The sequence below is a fragment of the Silvania confinis genome (assembly GCF_025564085.1).
Lineage (GTDB): Bacteria > Pseudomonadota > Gammaproteobacteria > Enterobacterales > Enterobacteriaceae > Enterobacter > Enterobacter confinis.
In genome coordinates this window covers 166,265-191,304 of sequence record NZ_JAMGZJ010000071.1, presented here as the reverse complement: position 1 = coordinate 191,304, position 25,040 = coordinate 166,265, and the positions used below count along the sequence as shown (strand labels likewise).

The following is a 25,040-nucleotide window of genomic DNA, read 5'->3' as shown; positions in this document are numbered from 1 at the left end:
GAGTGAATATGAAAACGAAAGTAGCTGCGATATATGGCAAGCGGGATGTCCGTATCCGCGAATTTGAATTGCCTGAAATTACTGAAAATGAACTATTAGTAAGCGTTATTTCAGACAGTGTGTGCTTATCTACCTGGAAGGCTGCTGCATTAGGTAGTGAACATAAGCGTGTGCCAGATGATCTGGAAAATCATCCGATTATTACTGGTCATGAATGTGCCGGGATTATTGTTGAGGTTGGGAAGAACCTGGTCGATAAATATAAAAAAGGGCAACGCTTTGTCTTACAGCCGGCGATGGGGCTGCCGAGCGGCTACTCTGCCGGATATAGCTACGAATATTTCGGTGGAAATGCGACTTATATGATTATCCCTGAGATCGCCATTAATCTCGGGTGCGTTTTACCTTATCTCGGTTCCTATTTTGCCGCGGCATCACTGGCTGAGCCGATGTGTTGCATCATTGGTGCTTATAACGCGAATTATCATACGACGCAGTATGTCTATGAACATCGGATGGGCGTTAAACCCGGCGGCAATATCGCGCTTTTAGCCTGTGCAGGCCCGATGGGTATAGGTGCGATTGACTATGCCGTTAATGGCGGGATCCAGCCGTCACGCGTGGTTGTGGTGGATATTGATGAAACGCGTTTGGCGCATGCCAGAAAACTGTTGCCGATTGAGCTGGCTGCGCAGAAGGGAATTGAGCTTATCTATGTCAATACCGCGGGGATGGCAAACCCTGCCGCTGAGGTGCGGGCATTAACGGATGATGCAGGCTTTGATGATGTCTTTGTCTATGCAGCCGTTCCGGCTGTGCTAGAGATGGCTGACGATCTTCTGGCGGAAGATGGCTGCCTGAATTTCTTCGCCGGGCCAACGGAGAGTAATTTTAAAGTGCCGTTCAATTTTTACAATGTGCATTACAACAGCACTCACGTTGTTGGGACTTCAGGCGGTTCGACCGATGACATGAAAGAGGCGATAGCGCTAAGCGCCACGGGCCAGCTTCAGCCCTCATTTATGGTGACGCACATCGGTGGGCTTGATGCGGTGCCGGATACGGTTCTTAATCTGCCGAATATTCCGGGCGGTAAAAAGCTTATCTACAACGGTGTCACTATGCCGCTGACGGCGATTAGCGATTTTGCCGAAAAAGGAAAAACCGATCCGTTGTTCAGGGAGCTGGCGCGACTGGTTGAAGAGACGCACGGTATCTGGAACGAAAAAGCCGAGAAATACCTGCTGGCGCAATTCAATGTCGATACCGGGGAGGCGGCATGATGTCTCTGGCATGGCCGCTATTTCGCGTTACGGAACAGGCAGCGCTGGCTGCCTGGCCACAAACCGGGTGCGGTGATAAGAATAAAATTGATGGGCTGGCAGTCAGTGCGATGCGGACCGCATTAAATGGGATCGCTATCCGTGGGCGGATCGTCATCGGCGAAGGGGAGATCGATCATGCACCGATGTTATGGATTGGTGAGGAGGTCGGAAACGGCACCGGTCCCGAAGTGGATATCGCAGTCGATCCCATTGAAGGCACCCGGATGGTGGCGATGGGGCAAAGCAATGCGCTGGCGGTGATGGCGTTCGCTCCTGAAGGGAGTCTGTTACACGCCCCTGATATGTATATGAAAAAATTGGTTGTTAATCATTTGGCTGCGGGTGCTATCAATCTGGCATTACCACTGGCAGACAACCTGCGCAATGTAGCGAAGGCGCTCGACAAGCCACTTGAACAACTACGCATGGTTACGCTGGATAAACCACGTCTTCACAAAGCAATCGCGGAGGCGACACAACTGGGTGTGAAGGTATTTGCTCTTCCCGACGGTGATGTGGCCACCAGCGTTCTAACCTGTTTGCAGGATAATCCTTATGACCTGATGTACACCATTGGCGGTGCGCCAGAAGGGGTAATCTCGGCTTGCGCAGTAAAAGCACTGGGCGGAGATATGCAGGCGGAACTGATCGATTTTTGTGAAGCAAAAGGCGATAGCGCAGAAAACCGCCTGGTTGCCATGAAGGAGCGCCAACGCTGTCTGGAGATGGGCGTTGAGGTCAATCACGTCTACTCGCTCGACGAACTGGCAGGAAGTAATGACATCCTCTTTAGTGCTACGGGGGTAACCGGCGGCGATCTTGTTAAGGGTATCCAACAGGTTGCGAATGGTGTGCGCACGCAAACTTTACTGATCGGCGGCGCAGATCGAACGTGTAATATTATAGACTCTCTGCATTCATGGTGATTTCCCGGAAAACGAATGACGACGCTGACAGAAGATGATGTGCTTGAGCTACTGGATGCTCAGGACAACTTACTCACGTTTATGACAACGGCGCATAGCATTTTGCTGCTGGGTATTAAGCGTTTTCTGCCGTCGCTGTTTATCAATAACGATGAAGAGATCGTGGAATATGCAGTGAAGCCGTTACTCGCCCAGAGCGGGCCCCTTGACGATATCGACGTTGCGTTACGCCTGATCTATGCGCTGGGGAAAATGGACAAGTGGCTGTATGCCGATATAACCCATTTTTCCCAGTTTTATCAGTATCTGAACGAACAGGAGCAGATCCCCGGTTTCGCCGATGACATCACCTGGGATTTTATCAGCAACGTGAACTGTATTATCCGTAATGCCACCTTGTATGGCGCGCTGAAGTCGATGAAATTTGCTGACTTTGCTACGTGGTCTGAGGTTCGCTTTACCGGGATGGTCAAGACGGCAATGACACTTGCGGTAACGACAATTTTAAAGGAATTAACGCCGTGAAAATTGGACTGATGGTCAATGGGCTTCATGTTGAAGCGTTTTACAATGATGATGAAATAGAGAACGTTCACAAACCGTTGTTGCAACAGCTCACGAAAGTCCATTCCGCGAATCCGGAGCGGCGTACGATTGTTTTTCTGAGCGCAGCACCCGGCACGGGAAAATCCACGCTGACCACTTTCTGGGAATATCTCTCCCGTCAGGAACCCCATCAGCCACAGATCCAGACGCTGCCAATGGACGGTTTCCATCACTATAATGCCTGGCTGGATGCCCACAACTTGCGTGCATATAAAGGCGCACCCGAAACCTTTGATGTTGAAAAGCTTGCGCAAAATCTGCGTCTGCTGAAAGAAGGTGATTGCACCTGGCCGCAATATGACCGACAAAAGCACGACCCGGTTGAAGAGGCTGTTGTGGTAACGGCACCTGTCGTAATAGTTGAAGGCAACTGGTTACTGCGGGATGACGAAAGATGGAAGGTGTTGGCTGAATTCTGCGACTTTTCGCTTTTCATTCGTGCACCAGCCCATACCCTGCGTACACGTCTGATTGAACGAAAAATGGCAGGGGGTCTGTCGCAAGCTGAAGCTGAGGCTTTTTATGAACGTACCGATGGACCAAATGTTTATCGGGTTCTGGAAAACAGCCTGCCTGCGGATCTTATGCTGGAGATGACAGTCAACGGTGAGTATCGGATCGGGTGAGCGATCCGTTATGCAGGCGAACAACGCGTGAAAAATGACGCGGCGTAAATGCCGAATCGTGACTGATGGCGATGACGCTGGTTCCCCGACCGCGACAGACCGCCAGCCAGTGTTCAAATACCGCCAGCCAGTGCGCATCAAAATCGCGGCTGGGTTCATCCAGCAGCAGAATCTCTGGCGCCATTGCCTCCAGGCTGGCTACCGCCACCATTCGCCGCTGCGCTGTGTGCAGATCCAGCGGATGCGCGTCGGCGACGTCTTCTAACTGGCAAAGCTGCAACGCAGCCTGGGTACGACGCGCAATGTCTGCCGCAGGTAATTTTTGTAGCTTCAGGCCAAACGCCACTTCCTCAATAACCTTGCTGTGGAAGATCTGATTTTCCGCCTCCTGAAACAGCACTCCAAGGTGACGGGCGCGCTGACGATTTTTGAGCTTCGCGATCGGTTCACCGTTGAAGGTCACCGCGCCGGATGAAGGGGAGAGCAGGCCCGCCATAATGCGCAGCAGCGTGGATTTCCCCGCGCCGTTATCGCCTGTCAATGCCAGCCATTCGCTGGCTTTCAGTTCAAGCGAGATCTCGCGCAGGCAGTCGTCTGCGGCATCTGGCCAGCGATAAGTGACCTGATTCAGGGTTAGCATAGGGGAAATAACGCTCCGTCGCGCAGTTGCCACGCCTGCTGGCAGCAGGTGATAAAAGGAGAGTGATGGCGCTCGAAAAGCACAATCAGCGAGCCGTGCTCCTGCGCCCAGTGCGCCAGCCGATCCAGCAGTTGGCCGGTGGCCTGCGCCGTCAGTCGGCTGAAGGCTTCATCGAGGATTAAAAGCCGGGGCATCATGGCGAGCGCGCTGGCGATCACCACCCGCTGGGTTTCGCCCCCAGACAGCGTGCCGGGGTGGCGATAGCGCAGCGGGTGACAGTCTGTCAGCGTGAGCGCGGCATCGATACGGCGCAGGATTTCGGCCTCGCCCAGGCACAGATTTTCCGGGCCAAACGCCACTTCCTCCTCCACGCTAAACGTACAGCCGGAAAGCTGCAGATAAGGTGATTGCTGCACCAGTTGAATGGTGGGGGACTGCTCCACCAAAGACAGCTGGCCGACAGGATTTCCCAGCAGGATGCCCTTGCCCTCGATGTCACCGGGGAGAAAGTCTGGATACCAACCGGCCATCAACTGGGCGAGGGTACTTTTCCCGCTGCCGTTATCGCCAAAAATCGCTACCATCCCCGGTTCTGCGCGGTGGAAATCAAAGCACGAAGGCGGACGCGTGGCGTGGGTAGGACGATAGCGAAACTGTTCTAGCGTAACCATATCCAGACTCCGATTTCCGTGACCATCATCAGCACCATTCCGTAGCGCACCAGACATTGTAAGCGACTGTCCTGAGGGGCCCACAGCGTGGTGCGTGTGCGATGCAGACGAAAGCCGCGCATATCCAGCGCTGCGCCGCGGACGGCTAAATCGTTCAGTGCATTCTGCGTGAGCGGCACAATCAACGCAGGCATCGCGCGCAGACGCTGATACCAGGCTTCATCCAACGGCACGCCGCGGGCGCGCTGGGCTTCATGAATAATCGCCAGCTGGCGCTTGAGCTGTTCAACGACCAGCAGCGGGCCGGCAAACAGGTAAGCCATGCCCGGCGGCAGGCGCGAGGCGAACAGCGCCCGGATAAATTGCGGCACCGGCACATACGCCATCCACAGCTGTGAGGTCGACACAATCGCCAGAATGCGCAGCCACAGGGTAATGGCATGCGCCCAGCGTTGCGGATCGCGAGGCTGACCACTGATCCACGCCGTCAGCCAGCCGCCGTGTACCAGCCACAATCCCACCCCCAACGAGAGCATCAACCAGGCCACATATTTTGCTCGTCGACGCGTCGATTTCCGCGCCAGCAGACACATAAAAGTGGCTGCGCTGTACACCGGCAGCACGCTCTCTACAGGAAGCAGCAAGGTGGTGCAGGCCGCCAGCGCCCACAGCGTTAACGAGGTAAACGGATGCATTTAGCGCACTGCTGACATCGTCGGGAAATGGCGGGTGGTGCGCAATGGCAGCTGGCGCAACAATATCCAGACCAGCACTGCTGTCAGTATTTTATCAACCAGATTGGCGCCCAGCACGGTAATGGCGACTGACTCCACCAGGCCCTGGCCAACAGAGTGCATCCAGGCGACAAACAGATCGGCACCGCTACCGGTTACGCCACCAAAGAGCGCAGTGCGTAACGGGACAGCAACCACCGTGACTGCCAGGGTAATAATGATGCCGCTGACCACCACTTTTGGCAGGGTGCGGAACCAGCCCGCCCGCGCCAGCCAACCGGCGACAAGGCCGATCACCATCGCCACCGGCGCAAAGGCGGCGGCAATCGGATCGGTGAGCAGTCCCCAGAGCAAATTGGTGAGTAGCCCGGTCAGCATGCCAATCACCGGGCCAAGCAGAACCGCACTGATTAAGGTGCCGATGGAGTCGAGAAAAATAGGCAGCTTGAGCATGCTGATCAACTGCCCCCCCACCATATTGATAGCGATAGCGATAACAATCAGGACTAAAGACTGGCTGGAAAACGGGCGACGCGCCATAGAGAACCTCTTGCTGAGTAGTCGATTAACGGGTTGAGATATGCAGTTCGTCATAGCCGGAGAGGGCGCAGGGCTGGCGGCTAAACGCCAGCGTATCCAGCTCGCCAATCACCAGCTCAAGCGTGGTACGCACGGTGCAGCCAGGCATCATGTGCCCACCCAGCATCGCCCCTTGCGGATCGGAAATGCACAGATGCAAATGCTCGCCGGTCAGCTCGAGCGTGCCATTAAGCGAGATCACCTCAAACGTGCCCGTCAACAGCGTCGTGGCGTCCTGTCCGGCGTAACGCAACGCAACGTCGGTCAGGCTACCGGTGCATCCGGCAATCCAGGCGGCGTAGAGCTGGTGCTGCTGCACAAAGGCGTGTAACTGGCTAAAGACTTCCTGTCCGGGAAGCAGACGAAGCGCATAAAAACGCGCTGCGGAGGAATGTAAGTGGGGCATGGTCATAAATTGCAGGACTCCGAGACTCGGACGTGGCGCAGATGATATCGACGCGGGCTGATCGGCTTTCTGATATAAATCAGGATTTACGCCGCGACAACGAAAAGATATTGCTACGCTTATGCACGATTCTGAAATATGGAATAAAACCCGCGATATTCAGCCGCGAAATGTGACGTGCGTCATATAGCTGGCTTATTGGTCTGGACAGACATTCCCTTTATTCCGGGTTTCGCCTATTCTAGCTGAAGCGTTTCAGTCGATTAAATGTTCGACAATTGACCAATCAGTTGGAGTTTGTGACAGGCGAGGATTCCCCTTGGCGCGCTGCTGGATTACTCTGTCAGCCACCTCAAATCAGGGAAAGCCTTGCAGGAGACTTATGACCGTACGCGTAGCGATTAATGGCTTCGGTCGCATCGGACGCAACGTGGTTCGTGCTTTGTATGAATCCGGGCGTCGTGCGGAAATCACCGTGGTGGCAATCAATGAACTGGCGGATGCTACGGGCATGGCGCATTTGTTGAAATATGACACCAGCCATGGGCGCTTTGCCTGGGATGTCCGTCAGGAAAGAGAGCAACTGCTCGTTGGCGACGACGTGATTCGCATCCTGCATGAACCGACGATCGAGGCATTACCCTGGCGTGAGCTGGGTGTTGATGTGGTTCTCGATTGCACCGGCGTTTACGGCAACCGCGAACACGGTGAGGCTCATCTGGCGGCTGGCGCCAGGAAAGTGCTCTTTTCACATCCTGGCAGCAACGATCTCGATGCCACCGTGGTTTACGGCGTCAATCATCTTGAGCTGCAAGCGGAACACCGTATTGTCTCCAACGCCTCTTGCACCACCAACTGTATTATTCCGGTCATCAAACTGCTGGACGATGCCTACGGAATTGAATCGGGCACAGTGACCACGATCCATTCCGCGATGCACGATCAGCAGGTCATTGACGCATACCACCCGGATCTGCGACGCACTCGCGCGGCGAGTCAGTCGATCATTCCGGTGGATACCAAACTGGCGGCCGGCATCTCCCGAATTTTCCCCCAGTTTCATGACCGTTTTGAAGCCATTGCCGTGCGTGTTCCGACCATCAACGTGACGGCAATCGACCTCAGCGTTACCGTCAAAAAACCGGTAAAAGCCAGTGAGGTCAACCTGTTGCTGCAAAAAGCGGCGCAGCAAGCATTTCATGGTATAGTTGACTATACGGAATTACCGTTGGTCTCAATAGATTTTAACCACGATCCGCACAGCGCCATTGTTGATGGCACGCAAACGCGCGTGAGTGGGGCGCACTTGATCAAAACGCTGGTCTGGTGTGACAACGAATGGGGCTTTGCTAACCGAATGCTCGACACCACGTTAGCAATGGCTGCACAAGGTTTCAGGTAAGACGCGTCGTGCGTCTGCAAAACTTTAGAATCAATGAGAGGATTCACCATGTCTGTAATTAAGATGACCGATCTGGATCTGGCAGGTAAACGCGTTTTCATCCGTGCAGATCTGAACGTACCGGTTAAAGAGGGTAAAGTTACCAGCGACGCGCGTATTCGTGCCTCTCTGCCAACCATCGAACTGGCGCTCAAGCAGGGTGCAAAAGTGATGGTTACCTCCCACCTGGGTCGTCCGACCGAAGGCGAGTACAACGAAGAATTCTCTCTGCTCCCGGTTGTTAATTACCTGAAAGACAAACTGTCTAACCCGGTACGTCTGGTTAAAGACTACCTTGACGGCGTTGAAGTCGCTGCGGGTGAACTGGTTGTTCTGGAAAACGTTCGCTTTAACAAAGGCGAGAAGAAAGACGACGAAGCGCTGTCCAAAAAATACGCTGCACTGTGCGACGTATTCGTCATGGATGCCTTCGGTACGGCTCACCGTGCACAGGCTTCTACCCACGGTATCGGTAAATTCGCAGACGTTGCTTGTGCAGGTCCACTGCTGGCAGACGAACTGGAAGCACTGGGTAAAGCGCTGAAAGAGCCTGCTCGCCCAATGGTCGCTATCGTTGGTGGTTCTAAAGTTTCGACCAAACTGACCGTTCTGGACTCTCTGTCCAAAATTGCTGACCAGCTGATCGTTGGCGGTGGTATCGCCAACACCTTCGTTGCCGCTCAAGGCCACAACGTGGGTAAATCCCTGTATGAAGCTGACCTGGTTGAAGAAGCCAAACGTCTGCTGACCACGTGTGATATCCCGGTTCCTACTGATGTTCGTGTGGCGACCGAGTTCTCCGAAACCGCAACCGCAGAACTGAAATCTGTTGCTGACATCAAAGATGAAGAGCAGATTCTGGACCTGGGCGACGTTTCTGCAGAGAAACTGGCTGCCATCCTGAAAGACGCAAAAACCATTCTGTGGAACGGCCCGGTTGGCGTGTTCGAATTCCCTAACTTCCGCAAAGGTACTGAAATCGTGGCTAACGCGATTGCAGACAGCGAAGCCTTCTCCATCGCTGGCGGCGGTGACACTCTGGCAGCTATCGATCTGTTCGGTATTTCCGACAAGATCTCCTACATCTCCACTGGCGGCGGCGCATTCCTCGAATTCGTGGAAGGTAAAGTTCTGCCGGCAGTAGCGATGCTCGAAGAGCGCGCTAAGAAGTAAGCCATTTCAGGGCAGGGAAACCTGCCCAATTTTCAGCGCGCTTATTAGAGCACGCCCCTTTCCAAGGCCGAAGATACAGGACTCGTAACATGTCTAAAATTTTTGATTTCGTAAAACCTGGCGTGATCACCGGTGATGACGTTCAGAAAGTGTTCCAGGTAGCTAAAGAAAACAACTTTGCTCTGCCAGCCGTTAACTGCGTGGGTACCGACTCCATCAACGCCGTTCTGGAAACTGCAGCCAAAGCTAAAGCACCTGTCATCGTTCAGTTCTCCAACGGCGGCGCAGCGTTCATCGCAGGTAAAGGCGTGAAAACTGACGTTCCTCAGGGCGCAGCAATCCTGGGCGCAATCTCTGGCGCACATCACGTTCACCAGATGGCTGAGCACTACGGTGTTCCGGTTATCCTGCACACTGACCACTGCGCGAAGAAACTGCTGCCGTGGATCGACGGTCTGTTGGACGCGGGTGAAAAACACTTCGCCGCTACCGGTAAGCCACTGTTCTCTTCTCACATGATCGACCTGTCTGAAGAGTCTCTGGAAGAGAACATCGAGATCTGCTCCAAATACCTGGCGCGCATGGCCAAAATGGACATGACCCTGGAAATCGAACTGGGTTGCACCGGTGGTGAAGAAGACGGCGTGGACAACAGCCACATGGACGCTTCTGCCCTGTACACTCAGCCAGAAGACGTTGATTACGCTTACACCGAGCTGAGCAAAATCAGCCCACGTTTCACTATCGCGGCTTCCTTCGGTAACGTACACGGCGTGTACAAGCCTGGTAACGTGGTACTGACTCCAACTATCCTGCGCGATTCTCAGGACTATGTTTCTAAGAAACATAACCTGCCGCACAACAGCCTGAACTTCGTCTTCCACGGCGGTTCCGGTTCTTCTGCTCAGGAAATCAAAGACTCTGTAAGCTACGGTGTTATCAAAATGAACATCGATACCGACACCCAGTGGGCAACATGGGAAGGTATTCTGGGCTACTACAAAGCTAACGAAGCTTACCTGCAGGGTCAGCTGGGCAACCCGAAAGGCGAAGACCAGCCAAACAAGAAATACTACGATCCACGCGTATGGCTGCGTGCTGCACAGACCTCTATGATCACCCGTCTGGAGCAGGCATTCAAAGAGCTGAACGCGGTTGACGTTCTGTAATTTGAGCTGCCATTAGCATCAAAAAGCCTGCACTGTGTGCGGGCTTTTTTTATGCCTTTTCAACGAGCTGCAACGGCTCTTTTTGTGATCTGTTTGGCAATATCTTCGCTTTTTGTTTACCCTTTACTCAGCTTCCTGCCTCGATGTGGGAGTCTTTTTTATGATCTGGCTTAGATAAGGAAAATTGAATGGAAGATCTCGGTGTTGTAGATAGCATCAATAACGCGGGCTCCTGGCTGGTGCGCAATCAGGCGTTGCTGCTGAGTTACGCCGTAAACATCGTCGCGGCGATCGCGATTATTATCGTGGGTATGATCGTGGCACGTATCGTGTCGAATGCGGTTAATCGTCTGATGCGTGCGCGTCAGATTGATGCCACAGTAGCGGACTTTCTCTCTGCGCTGGTGCGCTACGGCATTATCGCCTTTACGCTGATCGCCGCGCTAGGGCGTGTAGGCGTGCAGACGGCCTCGGTGATTGCGGTTCTCGGTGCCGCCGGTCTGGCCATCGGTCTTGCCCTGCAGGGCTCGCTGTCGAACCTGGCCGCCGGTGTGCTGCTGGTGACCTTCCGTCCGTTCCGTTCTGGTGAGTATGTCGATCTGGGCGGTGTGGCGGGGACCGTACTGCAGGTGCAAATATTCTCTACTACCATGCGTACCGTCGATGGGCGGATCGTCGTGATCCCGAACGGTAAAATCATCGCCAACAACATCATCAACTTCTCCCGCGAGCCGGTGCGTCGTAATGAGTTCATTATTGGCGTGACATACGACTCCGATATCGACAAGGTGAAGCAGCTACTTACTAACATCATCGAGTCTGACGAGCGGATTATTAAAGATCGCGAAATGACGGTACGCCTGAATGAACTGGGTGCCTCGCAGATCAACTTTGTGGTGCGCGTCTGGAGCAACAGCAGTGACCTGCAGAGCGTCTACTGGGATGTGCTGGAACGCGTGAAGCGTGATTTTGATGCCAACGGCATTAGCTTCCCGCACCCGCAGATGGACGTGAACTTTAAGCGCGTGAAGGAAGGAGAGGAGTAACGCTCCCGATGATCGTTTAAGCCCGCGCCAGTGCGCGGGCTTTATTTTTGCATCGCGTCTGACAGTAGCGAGCTGACGGACTCGACTAAGCTGCCTGCATCCGTCACGCCTTTACGCTCCTGCTCACCGACCCACTTCGCCTGTACCTGCTGATAGCGCGTGGCATCCCGCCATTGATTAAGCTCCTCGCGAGAAAGAAAGTGAACCAGAGCGCCTTGCTGTTCCAGCTGCCTGGCCATGTGATTCAGGCTGGTATCAAGCCAGGCGCCGAGTGCCTGTTCCGTAGACGCTGCAGCCCGTTGGATCGCGGCCTGGTCCTGCGATGAAAGCGCATTCCAGGCATCCTTATTCATCGCCAGCAGATAAACATGACCCAGCCAAAGCGCAGGGGACAGCTGAATATAGGGCGCGGCACGCGGGGCACCGATATCATCGCCACTGTCCAGATTCACCAGCAGCCCATCAAGTTGCCCCTCTTGTAGCGCATCGACAATTTTGCTGTTCCACGGCAGGGTAACCGTCGTGGCACCGGCATTGCGCAAAAAAGACTGATGCCAGAAGCTGGCAGTTCGCCATCGCGTGCCGGCCAACTGCGTGGGCCCAACGTTTGCCTTGCTGGTAAAAAAGGCTGCCGGGTAGCCGAGGAAAAATTGCAGCATCACGAGGTTATTGTTATCCAGCTCAGCGGCGAATTGCGGATAATCGCGAAATACGCGGTGAAAGAACTGCACCTGAGCTTTGCCGTTATCCGGGCCCAGCGGAAAGCTTTTAAACAGCTGGTGGCGCGGTAGCTGGTCAGGGGTATATTCGGGAACCACAATGCCGATATCTGCGCGTTCTCCCTGGGACAGGGTTTCGAGCGCTTGATAACTGCTGGTGATTTCACCGTTCCAGTGAGCATCTATTTTTATACTTCCCCGAGACTCACGCTCAATCGCCTTGAAAAAGGTGTTCTTGATAATCTGAGTGCGCATATTCCCGTACGGTTCGTGGTCGGTGTAGCGCAGCGTGGTTTGTGCATTGCCGACTCCGGGTAAGACCAGCGCGACGAAGAGACATAAAACATGTCCGGTATGTTTCATACAGATCCTTCAGCGAGGTAAGGACAAAGATACTTGCAGCATACTCGGGGGCAAGCAGTAACACTCTTGTTGAAATCTGATTCTGTCGGATCGCAAAGGTGCACATTATTAACATTGCTTATTCATGATTAATATTTTCAATTTCCTCTAATGATTATCCCGCGGTATAGTCTGCGCTTAAGACGATTTACCGGAATTATTTTTATGTTAACCTATTATTTTCAAGGGCTTATATTAGGTGCGGCGATGATCCTGCCCCTCGGCCCACAAAATGCATTTGTCATGAACCAGGGCATTCGTCGTCAGTATCATCTGATGATCGCCCTGCTGTGCGCGGTCAGCGATCTGCTGCTGATTTGCGCGGGTATCTTTGGCGGTAGCGCGCTGCTGATGCAGTCGCCATGGCTGCTGGCGCTGGTGACCTGGGGTGGGGTGGCGTTTCTGCTGTGGTACGGCTTCGGTGCGCTGAAAACCGCGATGAGCAGCAATCTGGAGCTGGCCAGTGCCGAGGTGATGAAGCAGGGGCGCTGGAAACTCATCGTCACCATGCTGGCAGTGACCTGGCTCAACCCGCATGTTTACCTGGATACCTTTGTGGTGTTAGGCAGCCTGGGCGGCCAGCTGGATGTCGAGCCGAAACGCTGGTTCGCACTGGGTACGGTCAGCGCCTCCTTCCTGTGGTTTTTCGGTCTGGCACTGCTCGCCGCCTGGCTGGCACCGCGTCTGCGTACGGCAAAAGCCCAGCGCATCATTAATACGCTGGTGGGGCTGGTGATGTGGGTTATCGCTGTTCAGTTAGCGAAAGATGGCATTGCGCATATTCAGGCGCTGTTTAACTAAGCGTTCTCTTATGGACATCTGGGCGTGAAACGCTAAGCTTGCTGGCATGCGCCCTGTAAACGGGCACTCTTCGCAACATGGAGGAATAACAGTGAAGTTTAACGTACTCGCCCTCGCGGCATTAGTCAGTTTTGGCGCAGTGTCGGCGCAGGCAAACGAATTGCCTAATAGCCCGCATATCGTCACCACAGGAACCGCAAGCGTGGATGCCGTACCGGACATCGCCACGTTAGCCATTGAGGTGAATGCTTCAGCAAAGGATGCAGCATCCGCCAAGAAACAGGCAGATGATCGTGTTGCGCAATATCTCTCGTTCCTGGAACAGAATCAGGTCGCGAAGAAAGACATTAACGCCGCGAACCTGCGCACCCAGCCGGATTACGACTACCAGAATGGTAAAAGTATTCTGAAAGGTTACCGTGCGGTACGTACTGTTGAAGTCACGGTGCGTCAGCTCGATAAGCTGAATGCGCTGCTGGATGGTGCACTGAAAGCGGGCCTGAACGAAATCCGTTCTGTCACTCTGGGTGTTGCGCAACCGGATAAGTACAAAGACGAAGCGCGTAAAGCCGCCATTGATGATGCACTGCATCAGGCACAGCAGCTTGCTTCAGGCTTTAACACTAAGCTGGGGCCGGTGTACAGCGTGCGCTACCATGTCTCTAACTACCAGCCGAGCCCGATGGTACGTATGATGAAGGCAGATGCCGCGCCGGTATCTGCCCAGGAAACTTACGAGCAGCCAACTATTCAGTTCGACGATCAGGTTGACGTGGTGTTCCAGATTGAACCTGCACAGGCTCAGCAGCAGCCTGAAACCGCGCCAAAAACTCAGTAACTCTCGCGTCTGATCCCTCTCCCACAAGGAGAGGGTCATTTCGTTAGTCCTGTCGCAAGACCTTATGCCCGTGAGCCAGCAGCGCGTCGGTCACGTTGCGCATCATGCGGCTTTCCGGCGCAAAACGGTGCCAGTAAAGCATCCGGCGCTGATGCAAGCCAGGCGTCAGATCAATAAGCTCGCCGTTCAGAATCTCTCTCTCAATTTGCAAATGCGGGATCATGCAGCAGGTGGTGCCCTGGCGCGCCAGCTGGACGAAAGCTTCTGATGAATTGACGATATGGCACGGCACGCTGCCCGGCGGCAGGTCGAAGTTCTGCTGTAAAAACGCCTGATGCATATCATCAAGATGGTCAAAGGCCACGGCCGGGGCTTTCAGCAACGCGGCGCGGGTCACGCCGTTCGGGAAGTAGCGATCGGCAAAGGCTTTGGAGCCGACGAACAGGTAGTCCAGCGCGCCCAACTGATCCACCAGGCAGCTTGGCAGCGCCTGTGGCTGGATACTGACTGCGCCAACCACTTCACCGCGACGCAGACGTTCCTGGGTGCGCGTTTCGTCTTCAACCTGCAGATTCAGACGGATAGGGGAGTCGGCCAGTACCGGCGCAAGCGCAGGCAGCAGCCAGGTGGCCAGACTGTCGGCGTTGACCGCCAGCGAGAGCAGCAGCGGCGTTGAGCCGGTCTGTTCGTCGCCCAGCCACTCATCTTCCAGCAGTTCAACCTGGCGCAGCAGGGCCAGCAGTTTTTGCCCCTGTTCGGTGGGACGCGGCGGTACGGTACGAACCAGCAGCGGCTGTCCGAACATATTTTCAAGCTGTTTGATTCGCTGTGAAACGGCGGATTGCGTAATACACAGCTTTTGCGCTGCGCGTTCAAATCCGCGTTCACGAATAACGGCATCAAGCGCCTGTAGTGTTCTGTAGTCCGGACGTTTCATTGCTCTGGCTGACTCCCAAATAGTTCATTACGTCGCACTATGACATAAATTTATGTTTGATACAGACGAAATTGGTGACCTCGCAGATCACATGGCGCAGGTGAATGTTCTATAATGCGCGTCACGCAAAAAACACCACGGGCAAGAGATCATGACGCAGGATGAACTGAAAAAAGCAGTAGGATGGGCCGCTCTCCAGTACGTACAACCGGGCACCATTGTTGGCGTGGGCACAGGGTCAACGGCAGCACACTTTATTGATGCGCTGGGTACCATGAAGGGACAAATCGAGGGCGCGGTGTCAAGCTCAGATGCCTCCACGGAAAAGCTGAAAAGCCTCGGTATCACTGTTTTTGATCTGAACGAAGTGGATCGTCTGGGGATCTACGTCGATGGCGCTGATGAGATCAATGGCCATATGCAGATGATTAAAGGCGGCGGTGCGGCGTTAACGCGTGAGAAAATCATCGCCTCCGTGGCTGACAAGTTTATCTGTATCGCCGATGCGTCCAAGCAGGTCGATATTCTGGGTACCTTCCCGCTGCCGGTTGAAGTGATCCCGATGGCACGCAGCGCGGTAGCGCGTGAGCTGGTCAAACTGGGCGGCCGCCCGGAATACCGACAGGGCGTGGTAACGGATAACGGTAACGTGATCCTTGATGTTTACGGCCTGGAGATCCTCGATGCTATCGCGATGGAAAATGCCATCAATGGCCTGCCAGGCGTGGTAACAGTTGGGTTATTTGCTAATCGTGGCGCCGATGTCGCGCTGATTGGTACCGCCGATGGCGTCAAAACCATCGTGAAATGATCTGACGGGGGGAGCCTCCCCCCGCTAACTTTTTTTGCAAAAGCCATATTCGGTGACTTGTATCACATTTCTGATGGTCTCCTGACGATCCTGCCGTATTCGTATTTTTCCTTAGCATATTTCACTGCCAATTCACGCTGGATGACATTTCTTCAGAGTGCCGACGCAAACGTTCATATTGCTGCAATAGTTTTTTTTGATATGTTGGCTAGAGCGGATTCAAATCCAGCACAACATTAGTTCAGACAATCAGACAGGGTCGGGTAAATGGCAAAGGTATCACTGGAGAAAGACAAGATTAAATTTCTGCTGGTAGAAGGGGTGCATCAAAAAGCACTGGATAACCTTCGTGCGGCAGGTTACACCAACATCGAATTTCACAAAGGTGCGCTGGACACCGAACAGCTGAAAGAGTCGATCCGTGATGCCCACTTCATCGGTCTGCGATCCCGTACCCAACTGACAGAAGACGTGATTGCGGCGGCGGAAAAGCTGGTGGCGATCGGCTGCTTCTGTATCGGCACTAACCAGGTTGACCTCAGCGCAGCGGCAAAGCGCGGGATCCCGGTATTCAACGCCCCATTCTCCAACACCCGTTCCGTGGCGGAGTTAGTCATTGGCGAGCTGCTGCTGCTGCTGCGCGGTATTCCTGAAGCCAACGCCAAAGCACACCGTGGGATCTGGAATAAACTCGCGTCCGGTTCTTTCGAAGCGCGTGGTAAAAAACTGGGCATTATCGGTTACGGCCACATCGGTACGCAGCTGGGTATTCTCGCGGAATCGCTGGGGATGCACGTCTTCTTCTACGACATCGAAAACAAACTGCCGCTGGGTAACGCCACGCAGGTTCAGCACCTTTCCGACTTGCTGAATATGAGCGACGTGGTAAGCCTGCACGTTCCGGAAAACGCTTCTACCAAAAACATGATGGGCGCAGAAGAGCTGGCGTTGATGAAGCCGGGCTCGCTGCTGATCAACGCCGCGCGCGGTACGGTCGTGGATATCCCGGCCCTGTGCGAAGCGCTGAGACGCAAGCATCTGGCGGGGGCGGCAATCGACGTTTTCCCAACCGAGCCTGCCACTAACACCGATCCGTTCACCTCACCGCTGTGTGAGTTTGATAACGTGATCCTGACGCCGCACATCGGCGGTTCAACGCAGGAAGCGCAGGAAAACATCGGCCTCGAAGTGGCCGGTAAGCTGAGCAAATATTCCGATAACGGTTCAACTCTTTCTGCGGTGAACTTCCCGGAAGTTTCTCTGCCGTTGCACGGTGGTCGTCGCCTGCTGCACATCCACGAAAACCGTCCGGGCGTACTGACAGCACTGAACCAGATCTTCGCCGAGCAGGGCGTCAACATTGCTGCCCAGTATCTGCAAACCAACGCGCAGATGGGCTATGTGGTTATTGATATCGAAGCGGATGAAGATGTCGCCGAGAAAGCGCTGCAGGGGATGAAGGCCATTCCAGGCACCATTCGCGCGCGTCTGCTGTACTGATCTGCGGTTTTACGCCCGGCGGCGCTGACGCTTGCCGGGCCTACGGGTCCAACATAGGCCGGGTCAGGCGAAGCCGCCACCCGGCTTTTTTACCATTGCCAGGTTTTTGACGGCGTAACCACCGCAGGCAACGGAATATCCCATTTTTCCACCGGGAGTGCCTCCACGCGCTGACAGTCGTGCGCGTATCCCACCGGCTGTAGGCCATACTGCTGCCAGTTTTGCAGCGTACGATCGTAAAAACCCCCGCCCATTCCCAGGCGCTGGCCATTGTCATCAAAGGCTACCAGCGGTGTCACCAGCACATCCAGCTTTGCCAGTGGGAATACGTCGCGCACGTCCAGTTTCGGTTCCGTAATTCTCAGGCGATTCACCACCAGTTCGCTGTGCGGATGGTAATTTAAAAACAGCAGGTTGCCGGGGCTGAACGGGTGCAGCACGGGCAGGTAAACCTTTTTGCCGGCGCGCCAGAGCTGGTCGATCAGTGGTTGGGTATCGAGTTCGCCATCGAAAGAGAGAAACAGTGCGACAGTGTGCGCCATCACCACGGGTGGATACGCCATCATGCGTGCGGCGGCCTGCTGGGCGAAATGAGCTTGCTGGTCGGGAGTTAGGGCACGACGATGCTGACGGATTAACTGGCGAATGTGCTGACGAGAGGTGGTTACTTCAGGAAGTTGGGTCATGGTAGTAACAGGGTAGGTAGAAGGGTGAGGGAATCTCCGAGATGCCGCCGCAGGCTGTAACCCTTGAACCCTTGGTTCAAGGTGAATGTGTCGTCATAGTCTTAAGGCTTCTCGGACGAACCGAGCGTGCTCACCGACCATGGAGCGCCACATTCTTGTGGTATGAAATATCGGCTCAGGGGACTGGCCCGCATGCGAACATCTCAGAGAAATTTTTCCTTCAGGGTCACTCTACCATAGTAGACCATGAAGTGTTATTCAAAGTTTTGCCCCGGTCTGTCTGTTATGCGACCCTGATCAAGCAATGCCTGTTCAATGGTCTGCTGGAGCATTTTAATACGTTGTTCCATGCTCGCCGCGTAATCGCGGGTCTTCGCTTTTTCCTGAGCCAGTTCATAACTGATGTTCAACGCGGCGATGAAGACCAGCTGCTCAGTATTTGTGACTCTAGTGCGTTCTTTTAAATCTTGCAACCGCTGATTAAGGTCGTCCGCAGCCTGATTTAAGGCATCCCTTTGTTCAGGCGGGCAATTCACTCGCAGTGAACGGCCAAAAATTTGGATATCGACGGGTTGTGCAGACATGCCACCTTCCTGCTGTTTGACTGCGCTGCCTTCACATCCGACTCAGGGGTCTGCGAAGGGGCGACACTATAGCTACCCTGGTGCGGAGATACAAGCCCTATTCTGGTTCACCAAGGTCCAAAGTGGTAGCATATCATGAATATTCCTCCAACGATGACGAATGCGCATGTCTATACAGAACGAAATGCCGGGTTACACCGAAATGAGCCAGTTACTGAACCAGCAGGGCGTGGGTTTAACCCCTGCAGAAATGCACGGTCTGATAAGCGGAATGTTATGTGGTGGAAACAGTGACAGCTCATGGCTGCCGCTGATTCACGACCTCACGAACGAGGGTCTGGCGTTTGGTCACGACCTGGCTCAGGCGCTGCGTAAAATGCACGGCGCGACCAGCGATGCGCTGGAAGACGACGGCTTCCTTTTTCAGCTTTATCTGCCTGAAGGCGACGACGTCAGCGTGTTCGATCGCGCCGACGCGCTGGCCGGTTGGGTCAACCACTACCTGCTGGGGTTGGGCGTCACGCAACCTAAGCTCGAGAAGGTGACCGGTGAAACCGGGGAAGCCATCGACGATCTACGTAATATTGCCCAACTGGGTTATGACGAGGACGAAGATCAGGAAGAGCTGGAGATGTCTGTCGAAGAGATTATTGAGTATGTACGCGTTGCGTCGCTGCTGTGCCACGACACCTTTACGCGCGTACAGCCGACCGCGCCGGAAGTGCGTAAACCAACCTTACACTAATAACAACGACAGGAGGGTGTCATGACTCAGCAAGAGTATCTTCGCCGCCGTCAGGCGCTGCTGGCCACCATGCAACCGGGCAGCGCCGCGCTGATTTTTGCGGCACCGGAAGCCACGCGCAGCGCCGACAGTGAATATCCGTACCGTCAGAACAGCGATTTCGGCTATTTCACCGGTTTTAACGAACCCGAGTCGGTACTGGTGCTGATTAAAAGCCACGACACCCACAACCATAGCGTGCTGTTTAACCGCGTCCGCGATCTGACGGCCGAAATCTGGTTTGGCCGCCGTTTAGGCCAGCAGGCCGCGCCGGAAAAACTGGGCGTCGATCGGGCGCTGGCGTATAGCGAGATCAACGACCAGCTCTATCAACTCCTTAATGGTCTGGACGTGGTTTACCACGCTCAGGGCGAATATGCGGATGCCGACGAGATTGTCTTTGCCGCGCTGGATAAGCTGCGTAAAGGCTCGCGTCAGAATCTGAAAGCGCCCGCCACGCTCACCGACTGGCGTCCCGTGGTGCACGAGTTGCGGCTGTTCAAGTCTGCTGAAGAGCTGGACGTGATGCGTCGCGCAGGCGAGATCAGCGCGCAGGCGCATACCCGGGCGATGGAAAAGTGCCAGCCTGGGATGTATGAGTATCAGCTGGAAGGCGAAATTCACCATGAATTTACCCGCCACGGCGCACGTTACCCGGCTTACAACACCATTGTGGGCGGCGGCGAAAATGGCTGCATCCTGCATTACACCGAGAACGAAAGCGTCCTTCGTGATGGCGACCTGGTGCTGATTGACGCCGGTTGCGAGTATCAGGGCTACGCCGGTGATATCACCCGTACCTTCCCGGTTAACGGCAAATTTACCCCAGCCCAGCGCGCTATTTACGACATCGTCCTGCGCTCGCTGGACACGGCGCTGACGCTGTATCGCCCTGGTACTTCTATTCAGGCGGTCACCGGTGAGGTGGTGCGCATTATGGTCAGCGGCCTGGTGGAGCTGGGGATCCTCAGCGGCGAGGTGGATCAACTGGTTGCTGATAATGCCCATCGTCCCTTCTTTATGCATGGCCTGAGCCACTGGCTGGGGCTGGATGTGCATGACGTGGGCGGGTACGGTCCGGATCGTTCACGGGTGCTGGAACCGGGAATGGTGCTGACCGTAGAGCCAGGGCTATATATTGCGCCGGACGCCGATGTCCCTGCCCAGTATCGCGGGATTGGCATTCGCATCGAAGACGACATTGTCATCACTGAGACCGGCAATGAAAACCTGACCGCCTCGGTGGTGAAAAGCGCTGACGATATCGAAGCGCTGATGGCGGCGGCCCGCGCATGAGTATCCTCATCGTGGGTGGCGGCATGACGGGCGCGACGCTGGCGCTGGCGATCTCTACGCTGACCAACGGTCGGCTTCCGGTTCATCTGATTGAAGCCGTCGCGCCGCAGGTCAACAGCCATCCTGGATTTGACGCCCGCGCTATCGCGCTGGCGCAGGGTACCTGCCAGCACCTGGCGCGCAGCGGGATCTGGCAGGCGATTGCCGATTGCGCGACCCCGATTGAAACCGTTCACGTTAGCGACCGTGGCCACGCCGGGTTTGTGACCCTTGAGGCGCAGGATTATCGCATCGATGCCCTGGGGCAGGTGGTTGAGCTGCATGACGTTGGTCTGCGTCTGTTCCGCCTGCTACAAGACGCCCCCGGCGTGACGCTGCATTGCCCGACACGCGTCGAGCACTTTACCCGCAGCGAAACATCGGTCAGCGTTACCCTGGATAATGGCACCACGCTTGACGGGCAACTGCTGGTGGCAGCAGACGGTTCTCGCTCAGCGCTTGGTCAGCAGTGCGGGATCCAATGGCAGCAGCAGCCTTACCATCAGGCGGCGGTGATCGCCAACGTCGCGACTGCCGAGGCACACCGTGGACGCGCCTTTGAGCGCTTTACCCAATACGGTCCGCTGGCGATGCTGCCCATGTCGCAGGGACGCAGCTCGCTGGTCTGGAGCCATCCGCTGGACAAAGCCGATGAGGTGCAGAGCTGGTCTGACGAACGCTTCTGTGCCGAATTACAAAAAGCCTTTGGCTGGCGGCTGGGGCGCATCACCCATGCGGGCAAGCGTACCGTCTATCCGCTGGCCTTAACCACCGCCTCACAGTCAGTCTCCCATCGCGTGGCACTGGTGGGCAATGCGGCGCAGACGCTGCATCCGATCGCCGGTCAGGGCTTTAATCTGGGCCTGCGCGATGTGATGACGCTGGCCGAAACGCTGGCGCAGGCTTTTGCGCAGCAGCAGGATTGTGGCGCGTATCCGCTGCTATGCCATTATCAAAAGCGTCGCCAGGCCGATAAAGAGGCGACGATCGGCGTGACCGACGGGCTGGTACATCTGTTTGCGAATCGCTGGGCGCCGCTGGTGGCCGGGCGTAACGCGGGATTGATGGCGATGGAATTATTCATTCCGGCACGTGATGTGCTGGCGCAGAGGACTCTCGGTTGGGTCGCTCGCTAAGGAGTTAACAAAGTGCAGAATGTTGATGTCGCCATTGTCGGCGGCGGAATGGTTGGACTGGCGCTGGCCTGTGGTCTGCAGGGCAGCGGTCTGCGCGTCGCGGTGCTGGAGCAAAAGCAGCCGCAGCCTGTCGCTCCCGATGCGCCGCCTGAGCTCAGAGTCTCGGCGATCAACGCCGCCAGCGAAAAGCTGCTGACGCGCGTTGGCGTCTGGTCCGAAATTATTGCCCAGCGTGCCAGCTGCTATCACGGCATGGAAGTGTGGGACAAAGACAGCTTCGGTCATATCGCGTTTGATGATGAAAGCGTGGGCTATAGCCATCTTGGGCATATCATCGAAAACGCGGTCATTCACCATGCCCTGTGGCAAAAAGCGCAGCAGTGCAGTGACGTCACCCTGATTGCCCCCGCGCAGCTGCAGCAGGTGGCGTGGGGTGAAAACGACGCCTTTATCACCCTGCAAAACGGTGAGATGTTGACGGCCCGGCTGGTAGTGGGTGCTGATGGCGCCAACTCGTGGCTGCGCAATAAAGCCGATATTCCCCTGACGTACTGGGACTATCGTCACCATGCACTGGTCGCCACCATCCGCACGGCCGAGCCGCATCAGGCCGTGGCGCGACAGATTTTTCACAATGATGGGATCCTGGCTTTCTTACCGCTCAGCGATCCGCATCTTTGTTCGATCGTCTGGTCTCTGGCGCCAGAAAATGCGCAGCAGATGCAGGAAGCCAGCGTTGAGGAGTTCAATCAGGCGCTGTGCGTGGCGTTTGATAACCGCCTGGGGCTCTGCGCCGTTGAAAGCGAGCGTCAGGTCTTCCCACTGACCGGTCGCTACGCCCGGCAGTTCGCTGCACATCGTCTGGCGCTGGTTGGCGATGCAGCCCACACCATCCACCCGCTGGCCGGGCAGGGCGTTAACCTGGGCTTTATGGACGCAGCGGAATTGGTCAACGAACTGCGCCGTCTGCACCGAGAAGGCAAGGATATTGGTCAGCATCTTTATCTGCGCCGCTATGAGCGCAGCCGCAAGCACAGCGCAGCGCTGATGCTGGCGGGGATGCAGGGTTTCCGCGAGCTGTTTGCCGGTGCTCATCCGGCGAAAAAACTGCTGCGCGATCTCGGTCTGAAGCTGGCGGATACCCTTCCCGGCGTCAAACCTCAGCTTCTGCGTCAGGCGATGGGGCTGAACGATCTCCCAGAGTGGTTACGTTAATTTAGAACCCCGTCACACTTTCCTCTCCCGGCCTGTCGGCCGGGTAAATCTCCTCGTTTGAAATATTCTAATTTCACCGACTTTTTCGCATTAGATTATCTAATCTCGCTATTTTCATGTCACGGAAATTTCGCGCATTTTGCCACATTAAATATCATCCTGAGCTAAACATCATTCTCATTCCATTGATTTTGTATCGTGTAATTCACATTTTTATAGTGAATAACTCCGTGCTGTTTTATGGCGTTTTTGGTCATAAGCTAATGTGATGGCCCATTTTGTCTTATGGTTAACCACCGTTTTCAGTGGTAAGTTCAGAGAAAAGAGAACGTTTGCGTCGGCGTGCTGGAGTGAGGCCGATGCCGGGTTTCGTGGTGAGTTTTCGGCATGAAACACAAGACAGCCCTGCTTATTCAATGAGGACAAGATGGCTCAACAGACGCCTTTATACGAACAACACACCTTATGCGGCGCACGCATGGTCGACTTCCACGGTTGGATGATGCCGCTGCATTATGGCTCCCAGATTGATGAGCACCACGCGGTGCGCACCGATGCCGGTATGTTCGACGTCTCCCACATGACCATTGTCGACTTACACGGCAGTCGCACCCGGGAGTTTTTACGCTATCTGCTGGCGAACGACGTGGCGAAGCTGACTAAGCCCGGCAAAGCGCTGTACAGCGGGATGCTCAATGCTTCCGGTGGGGTAATCGACGACCTGATCGTTTATTACCTGACAGATGATTTCTTCCGCCTCGTTGTTAACTCCGCCACCCGCGAAAAAGACCTCTCCTGGATCACCCAACACGCAGAACCCTTCGCTATTGAGATCACCGTTCGTGACGACCTGTCGCTGATTGCGGTGCAGGGGCCGAACGCGCAGGCGAAAGCGGCCACGCTGTTCAGCGACGAGCAGCGTCAAGCCACTGAAGGCATGAAGCCGTTCTTTGGCGTGCAGGCGGGCGATCTGTTTGTGGCCACCACCGGCTATACCGGTGAAGCGGGCTTTGAGATTGCGATGCCAAACGAAAAAGCGGCCGATTTCTGGCGTGCGCTGGTGGAAGCCGGTGTTAAACCGGCAGGCCTGGGCGCGCGCGATACGCTGCGTCTGGAAGCCGGAATGAATTTATACGGTCAGGAAATGGACGAAGGTGTTTCCCCGCTGGCGGCCAATATGGGCTGGACCATTGCGTGGGAACCGGCCGATCGTGATTTTATTGGCCGCGAAGCGCTGGAACTGCAGCGTGAGCGGGGCACCGATCAGCTGGTCGGCCTGGTGATGACCGAGAAAGGCGTGCTGCGCGGCGAACTGCCGGTACGCTTCACCGATGCGAATGGCAATCATCGCGAAGGGGTGATCACCAGCGGCACCTTCTCCCCGACGCTGGGCTACAGTGTTGCACTGGCGCGCGTTCCGGCGGGTATTGGCGAGACTGCCGTGGTGCAGATCCGCAACCGCGAAATGCCGGTCCGCGTCACCAAACCGATTTTTGTTCGCGCCGGTAAACCGGTCGCTTAAACCTTTTTTATCAGGAGAAATTCAATGAGCAATGTGCCAGCAGAACTGAAATACAGCAAAGAACACGAGTGGCTGCGCAAAGAAGCCGACGGCACTTACACCGTCGGGATCACCGAACATGCGCAAGAGCTGTTGGGTGACATGGTCTTCGTGGATCTGCCAGACGTTGGCGCCACCGTGACCGCTGGCGACGACTGCGCTGTAGCCGAGTCGGTTAAAGCGGCTTCCGATATTTACGCACCCGTCGGCGGTGAAATCGTGGCGGTCAACGACGCGCTGAGCGACTCCCCGGAGCTGGTCAACAGCGAGCCGTATGGCGAAGGCTGGATCTTTAAAATCAAAGCCAGCGATGAAGCGGAAGTTGCCGCGCTGCTGGATGCCACAGCATACGAAGCACTGTTAGAAGACGAGTAATGTTATGCCGGATG

At 55.3% G+C, this 25,040-nt stretch carries 27 protein-coding genes and 1 other RNA gene; 18 read left to right on the top strand and 10 right to left on the bottom strand.

Translation table 11 applies throughout. The features are described 5' to 3' along the window. Positions 1–8: 8 nt before the first annotated feature. Genes M8013_RS07730 through M8013_RS07715 form a run of 4 tightly spaced genes read left to right on the top strand, consistent with a single transcriptional unit; the run spans position 9 to position 3,483 of the window. Positions 9–1,283: a zinc-binding dehydrogenase gene (locus M8013_RS07730; RefSeq protein ID WP_271267212.1), complete on the top strand. Its 1,275-nt coding sequence runs from the start codon at positions 9–11 to the stop codon at positions 1,281–1,283. After that, positions 1,280–2,251 carry a class II fructose-bisphosphatase gene (gene glpX / locus M8013_RS07725; RefSeq protein WP_271267211.1) on the top strand — a complete coding sequence of 324 codons (972 nt, stop codon included), beginning with the start codon at positions 1,280–1,282 and terminating at the stop codon, positions 2,249–2,251. Before M8013_RS07730 ends, glpX begins: the two co-directional genes overlap by 4 nt. Positions 2,252–2,266: 15 nt before the next feature. Next, positions 2,267–2,776, top strand: a complete 510-nt coding sequence (locus M8013_RS07720; protein WP_271267210.1) for an MltR family transcriptional regulator — start codon at positions 2,267–2,269, stop codon at positions 2,774–2,776. Further along, the gene (locus M8013_RS07715; protein ID WP_271267209.1) at positions 2,773–3,483 is read left to right on the top strand and encodes a nucleoside/nucleotide kinase family protein; all 711 of its coding nucleotides are present in this window, start codon (positions 2,773–2,775) and stop codon (positions 3,481–3,483) included. Before M8013_RS07720 ends, M8013_RS07715 begins: the two co-directional genes overlap by 4 nt. Here the strand turns inward: M8013_RS07715 and M8013_RS07710 are convergent. From M8013_RS07710 to M8013_RS07690, 5 genes are read right to left on the bottom strand one after another with little or no spacing between them, the layout of a single operon-like run. Continuing rightward, positions 3,458–4,123 (bottom strand): ABC transporter ATP-binding protein, encoded by a 666-nt coding sequence (locus M8013_RS07710; protein WP_271267208.1) that lies wholly within the window; start codon positions 4,121–4,123, stop codon positions 3,458–3,460. The two genes, M8013_RS07715 and M8013_RS07710, sit on opposite strands and share 26 nt — an antisense overlap. Continuing rightward, the gene (locus tag M8013_RS07705) at positions 4,117–4,794 is read right to left on the bottom strand and encodes an ABC transporter ATP-binding protein (protein WP_271267207.1); all 678 of its coding nucleotides are present in this window, start codon (positions 4,792–4,794) and stop codon (positions 4,117–4,119) included. Before M8013_RS07705 ends, M8013_RS07710 begins: the two co-directional genes overlap by 7 nt. Then, positions 4,782–5,489, bottom strand: a complete 708-nt coding sequence (locus M8013_RS07700) for an energy-coupling factor transporter transmembrane component T (RefSeq protein WP_271267206.1) — start codon at positions 5,487–5,489, stop codon at positions 4,782–4,784. The genes M8013_RS07705 and M8013_RS07700 overlap by 13 nt, the downstream gene beginning before the upstream one ends. Further along, on the bottom strand, positions 5,490–6,068 hold the full coding sequence (locus tag M8013_RS07695) for an ECF transporter S component (protein ID WP_271267205.1): 579 nt from the start codon (positions 6,066–6,068) through the stop codon (positions 5,490–5,492). 25 nt (positions 6,069–6,093) lie between these two features. Further along, a complete protein-coding gene (locus tag M8013_RS07690; RefSeq protein ID WP_271267204.1) occupies positions 6,094–6,519 on the bottom strand; it encodes a PPC domain-containing DNA-binding protein in 426 nt (141 codons plus the stop codon). A gap of 376 nt (positions 6,520–6,895) precedes the next feature. Here M8013_RS07690 and epd point away from each other — a divergent pair, with 376 nt between their 5' ends. The 4 genes from epd to M8013_RS07670 all read left to right on the top strand — a co-directional run bounded on the left by epd (position 6,896) and on the right by M8013_RS07670 (position 11,342). Further along, positions 6,896–7,915 carry an erythrose-4-phosphate dehydrogenase gene (gene epd / locus M8013_RS07685; RefSeq protein WP_271267203.1) on the top strand — a complete coding sequence of 340 codons (1,020 nt, stop codon included), beginning with the start codon at positions 6,896–6,898 and terminating at the stop codon, positions 7,913–7,915. 48 nt (positions 7,916–7,963) lie between these two features. Next, entirely contained in the window at positions 7,964–9,127 is a 1,164-nt protein-coding gene (gene pgk / locus M8013_RS07680) for a phosphoglycerate kinase (RefSeq protein ID WP_271267202.1), read from the top strand. An 89-nt stretch (positions 9,128–9,216) separates the two neighbouring features. After that, complete coding sequence (fbaA, locus tag M8013_RS07675) at positions 9,217–10,296, top strand: class II fructose-bisphosphate aldolase (RefSeq protein WP_271267201.1); 1,080 nt, start codon at positions 9,217–9,219, stop codon at positions 10,294–10,296. A gap of 188 nt (positions 10,297–10,484) precedes the next feature. Beyond that, the gene (locus M8013_RS07670; protein ID WP_271267200.1) at positions 10,485–11,342 is read left to right on the top strand and encodes a small-conductance mechanosensitive channel MscS; all 858 of its coding nucleotides are present in this window, start codon (positions 10,485–10,487) and stop codon (positions 11,340–11,342) included. Positions 11,343–11,383: 41 nt separating this feature from the next. Here the strand turns inward: M8013_RS07670 and dctP are convergent, their stop codons facing one another. After that, positions 11,384–12,424: a TRAP transporter substrate-binding protein DctP gene (gene dctP / locus M8013_RS07665; RefSeq protein ID WP_271267199.1), complete on the bottom strand. Its 1,041-nt coding sequence runs from the start codon at positions 12,422–12,424 to the stop codon at positions 11,384–11,386. Positions 12,425–12,628: 204 nt separating this feature from the next. Between dctP and argO the strand changes: the two genes are divergently transcribed. Both argO and M8013_RS07655 read left to right on the top strand, forming a co-directional pair. After that, entirely contained in the window at positions 12,629–13,264 is a 636-nt protein-coding gene (argO, locus tag M8013_RS07660; protein ID WP_271267198.1) for an arginine exporter ArgO, read from the top strand. A 91-nt stretch (positions 13,265–13,355) separates the two neighbouring features. Further along, entirely contained in the window at positions 13,356–14,102 is a 747-nt protein-coding gene (locus M8013_RS07655) for an oxidative stress defense protein (protein WP_271267197.1), read from the top strand. A gap of 43 nt (positions 14,103–14,145) precedes the next feature. Here the strand turns inward: M8013_RS07655 and argP are convergent, their stop codons facing one another. Next, positions 14,146–15,039: a DNA-binding transcriptional regulator ArgP gene (argP, locus tag M8013_RS07650; protein ID WP_271267196.1), complete on the bottom strand. Its 894-nt coding sequence runs from the start codon at positions 15,037–15,039 to the stop codon at positions 14,146–14,148. 151 nt (positions 15,040–15,190) lie between these two features. Here argP and rpiA point away from each other — a divergent pair, with 151 nt between their 5' ends. Next, positions 15,191–15,850, top strand: a complete 660-nt coding sequence (rpiA, locus tag M8013_RS07645) for a ribose-5-phosphate isomerase RpiA (protein ID WP_271267195.1) — start codon at positions 15,191–15,193, stop codon at positions 15,848–15,850. 267 nt (positions 15,851–16,117) lie between these two features. Continuing rightward, positions 16,118–17,350: a phosphoglycerate dehydrogenase gene (serA, locus tag M8013_RS07640; RefSeq protein ID WP_271267194.1), complete on the top strand. Its 1,233-nt coding sequence runs from the start codon at positions 16,118–16,120 to the stop codon at positions 17,348–17,350. Positions 17,351–17,439: 89 nt separating this feature from the next. On the opposite strand, the gene M8013_RS07635 is transcribed toward serA, so the two are convergent. From M8013_RS07635 to zapA, 3 genes are all read right to left on the bottom strand, one after another. Next, positions 17,440–18,036 (bottom strand): 5-formyltetrahydrofolate cyclo-ligase, encoded by a 597-nt coding sequence (locus M8013_RS07635; protein ID WP_271267193.1) that lies wholly within the window; start codon positions 18,034–18,036, stop codon positions 17,440–17,442. A 29-nt stretch (positions 18,037–18,065) separates the two neighbouring features. After that, positions 18,066–18,249, bottom strand: a non-coding RNA gene (gene ssrS / locus M8013_RS07630) — 6S RNA. 41 nt (positions 18,250–18,290) lie between these two features. Beyond that, entirely contained in the window at positions 18,291–18,620 is a 330-nt protein-coding gene (gene zapA / locus M8013_RS07625) for a cell division protein ZapA (protein ID WP_032613890.1), read from the bottom strand. A 166-nt stretch (positions 18,621–18,786) separates the two neighbouring features. Between zapA and M8013_RS07620 the strand changes: the two genes are divergently transcribed. From M8013_RS07620 to gcvH, 6 genes are all read left to right on the top strand, one after another. After that, positions 18,787–19,365 carry a YecA/YgfB family protein gene (locus M8013_RS07620; RefSeq protein WP_271267192.1) on the top strand — a complete coding sequence of 193 codons (579 nt, stop codon included), beginning with the start codon at positions 18,787–18,789 and terminating at the stop codon, positions 19,363–19,365. Positions 19,366–19,386: 21 nt separating this feature from the next. After that, positions 19,387–20,700, top strand: coding sequence for a Xaa-Pro aminopeptidase (gene pepP / locus M8013_RS07615; RefSeq protein ID WP_271267191.1), 1,314 nt, complete (start codon positions 19,387–19,389; stop codon positions 20,698–20,700). Next, positions 20,697–21,875: a 2-octaprenyl-6-methoxyphenyl hydroxylase gene (gene ubiH / locus M8013_RS07610; RefSeq protein ID WP_271267190.1), complete on the top strand. Its 1,179-nt coding sequence runs from the start codon at positions 20,697–20,699 to the stop codon at positions 21,873–21,875. The genes pepP and ubiH overlap by 4 nt, the downstream gene beginning before the upstream one ends. A 12-nt stretch (positions 21,876–21,887) precedes the next feature. Then, positions 21,888–23,090 (top strand): FAD-dependent 2-octaprenylphenol hydroxylase, encoded by a 1,203-nt coding sequence (ubiI, locus tag M8013_RS07605; RefSeq protein ID WP_271267189.1) that lies wholly within the window; start codon positions 21,888–21,890, stop codon positions 23,088–23,090. 427 nt (positions 23,091–23,517) lie between these two features. Next, positions 23,518–24,612 carry a glycine cleavage system aminomethyltransferase GcvT gene (gcvT, locus tag M8013_RS07600; protein WP_271267188.1) on the top strand — a complete coding sequence of 365 codons (1,095 nt, stop codon included), beginning with the start codon at positions 23,518–23,520 and terminating at the stop codon, positions 24,610–24,612. A 24-nt stretch (positions 24,613–24,636) separates the two neighbouring features. Then, a complete protein-coding gene (gene gcvH, locus M8013_RS07595; protein WP_271267187.1) occupies positions 24,637–25,026 on the top strand; it encodes a glycine cleavage system protein GcvH in 390 nt (129 codons plus the stop codon). The last annotated feature ends 14 nt before the right edge of the window (positions 25,027–25,040 follow it).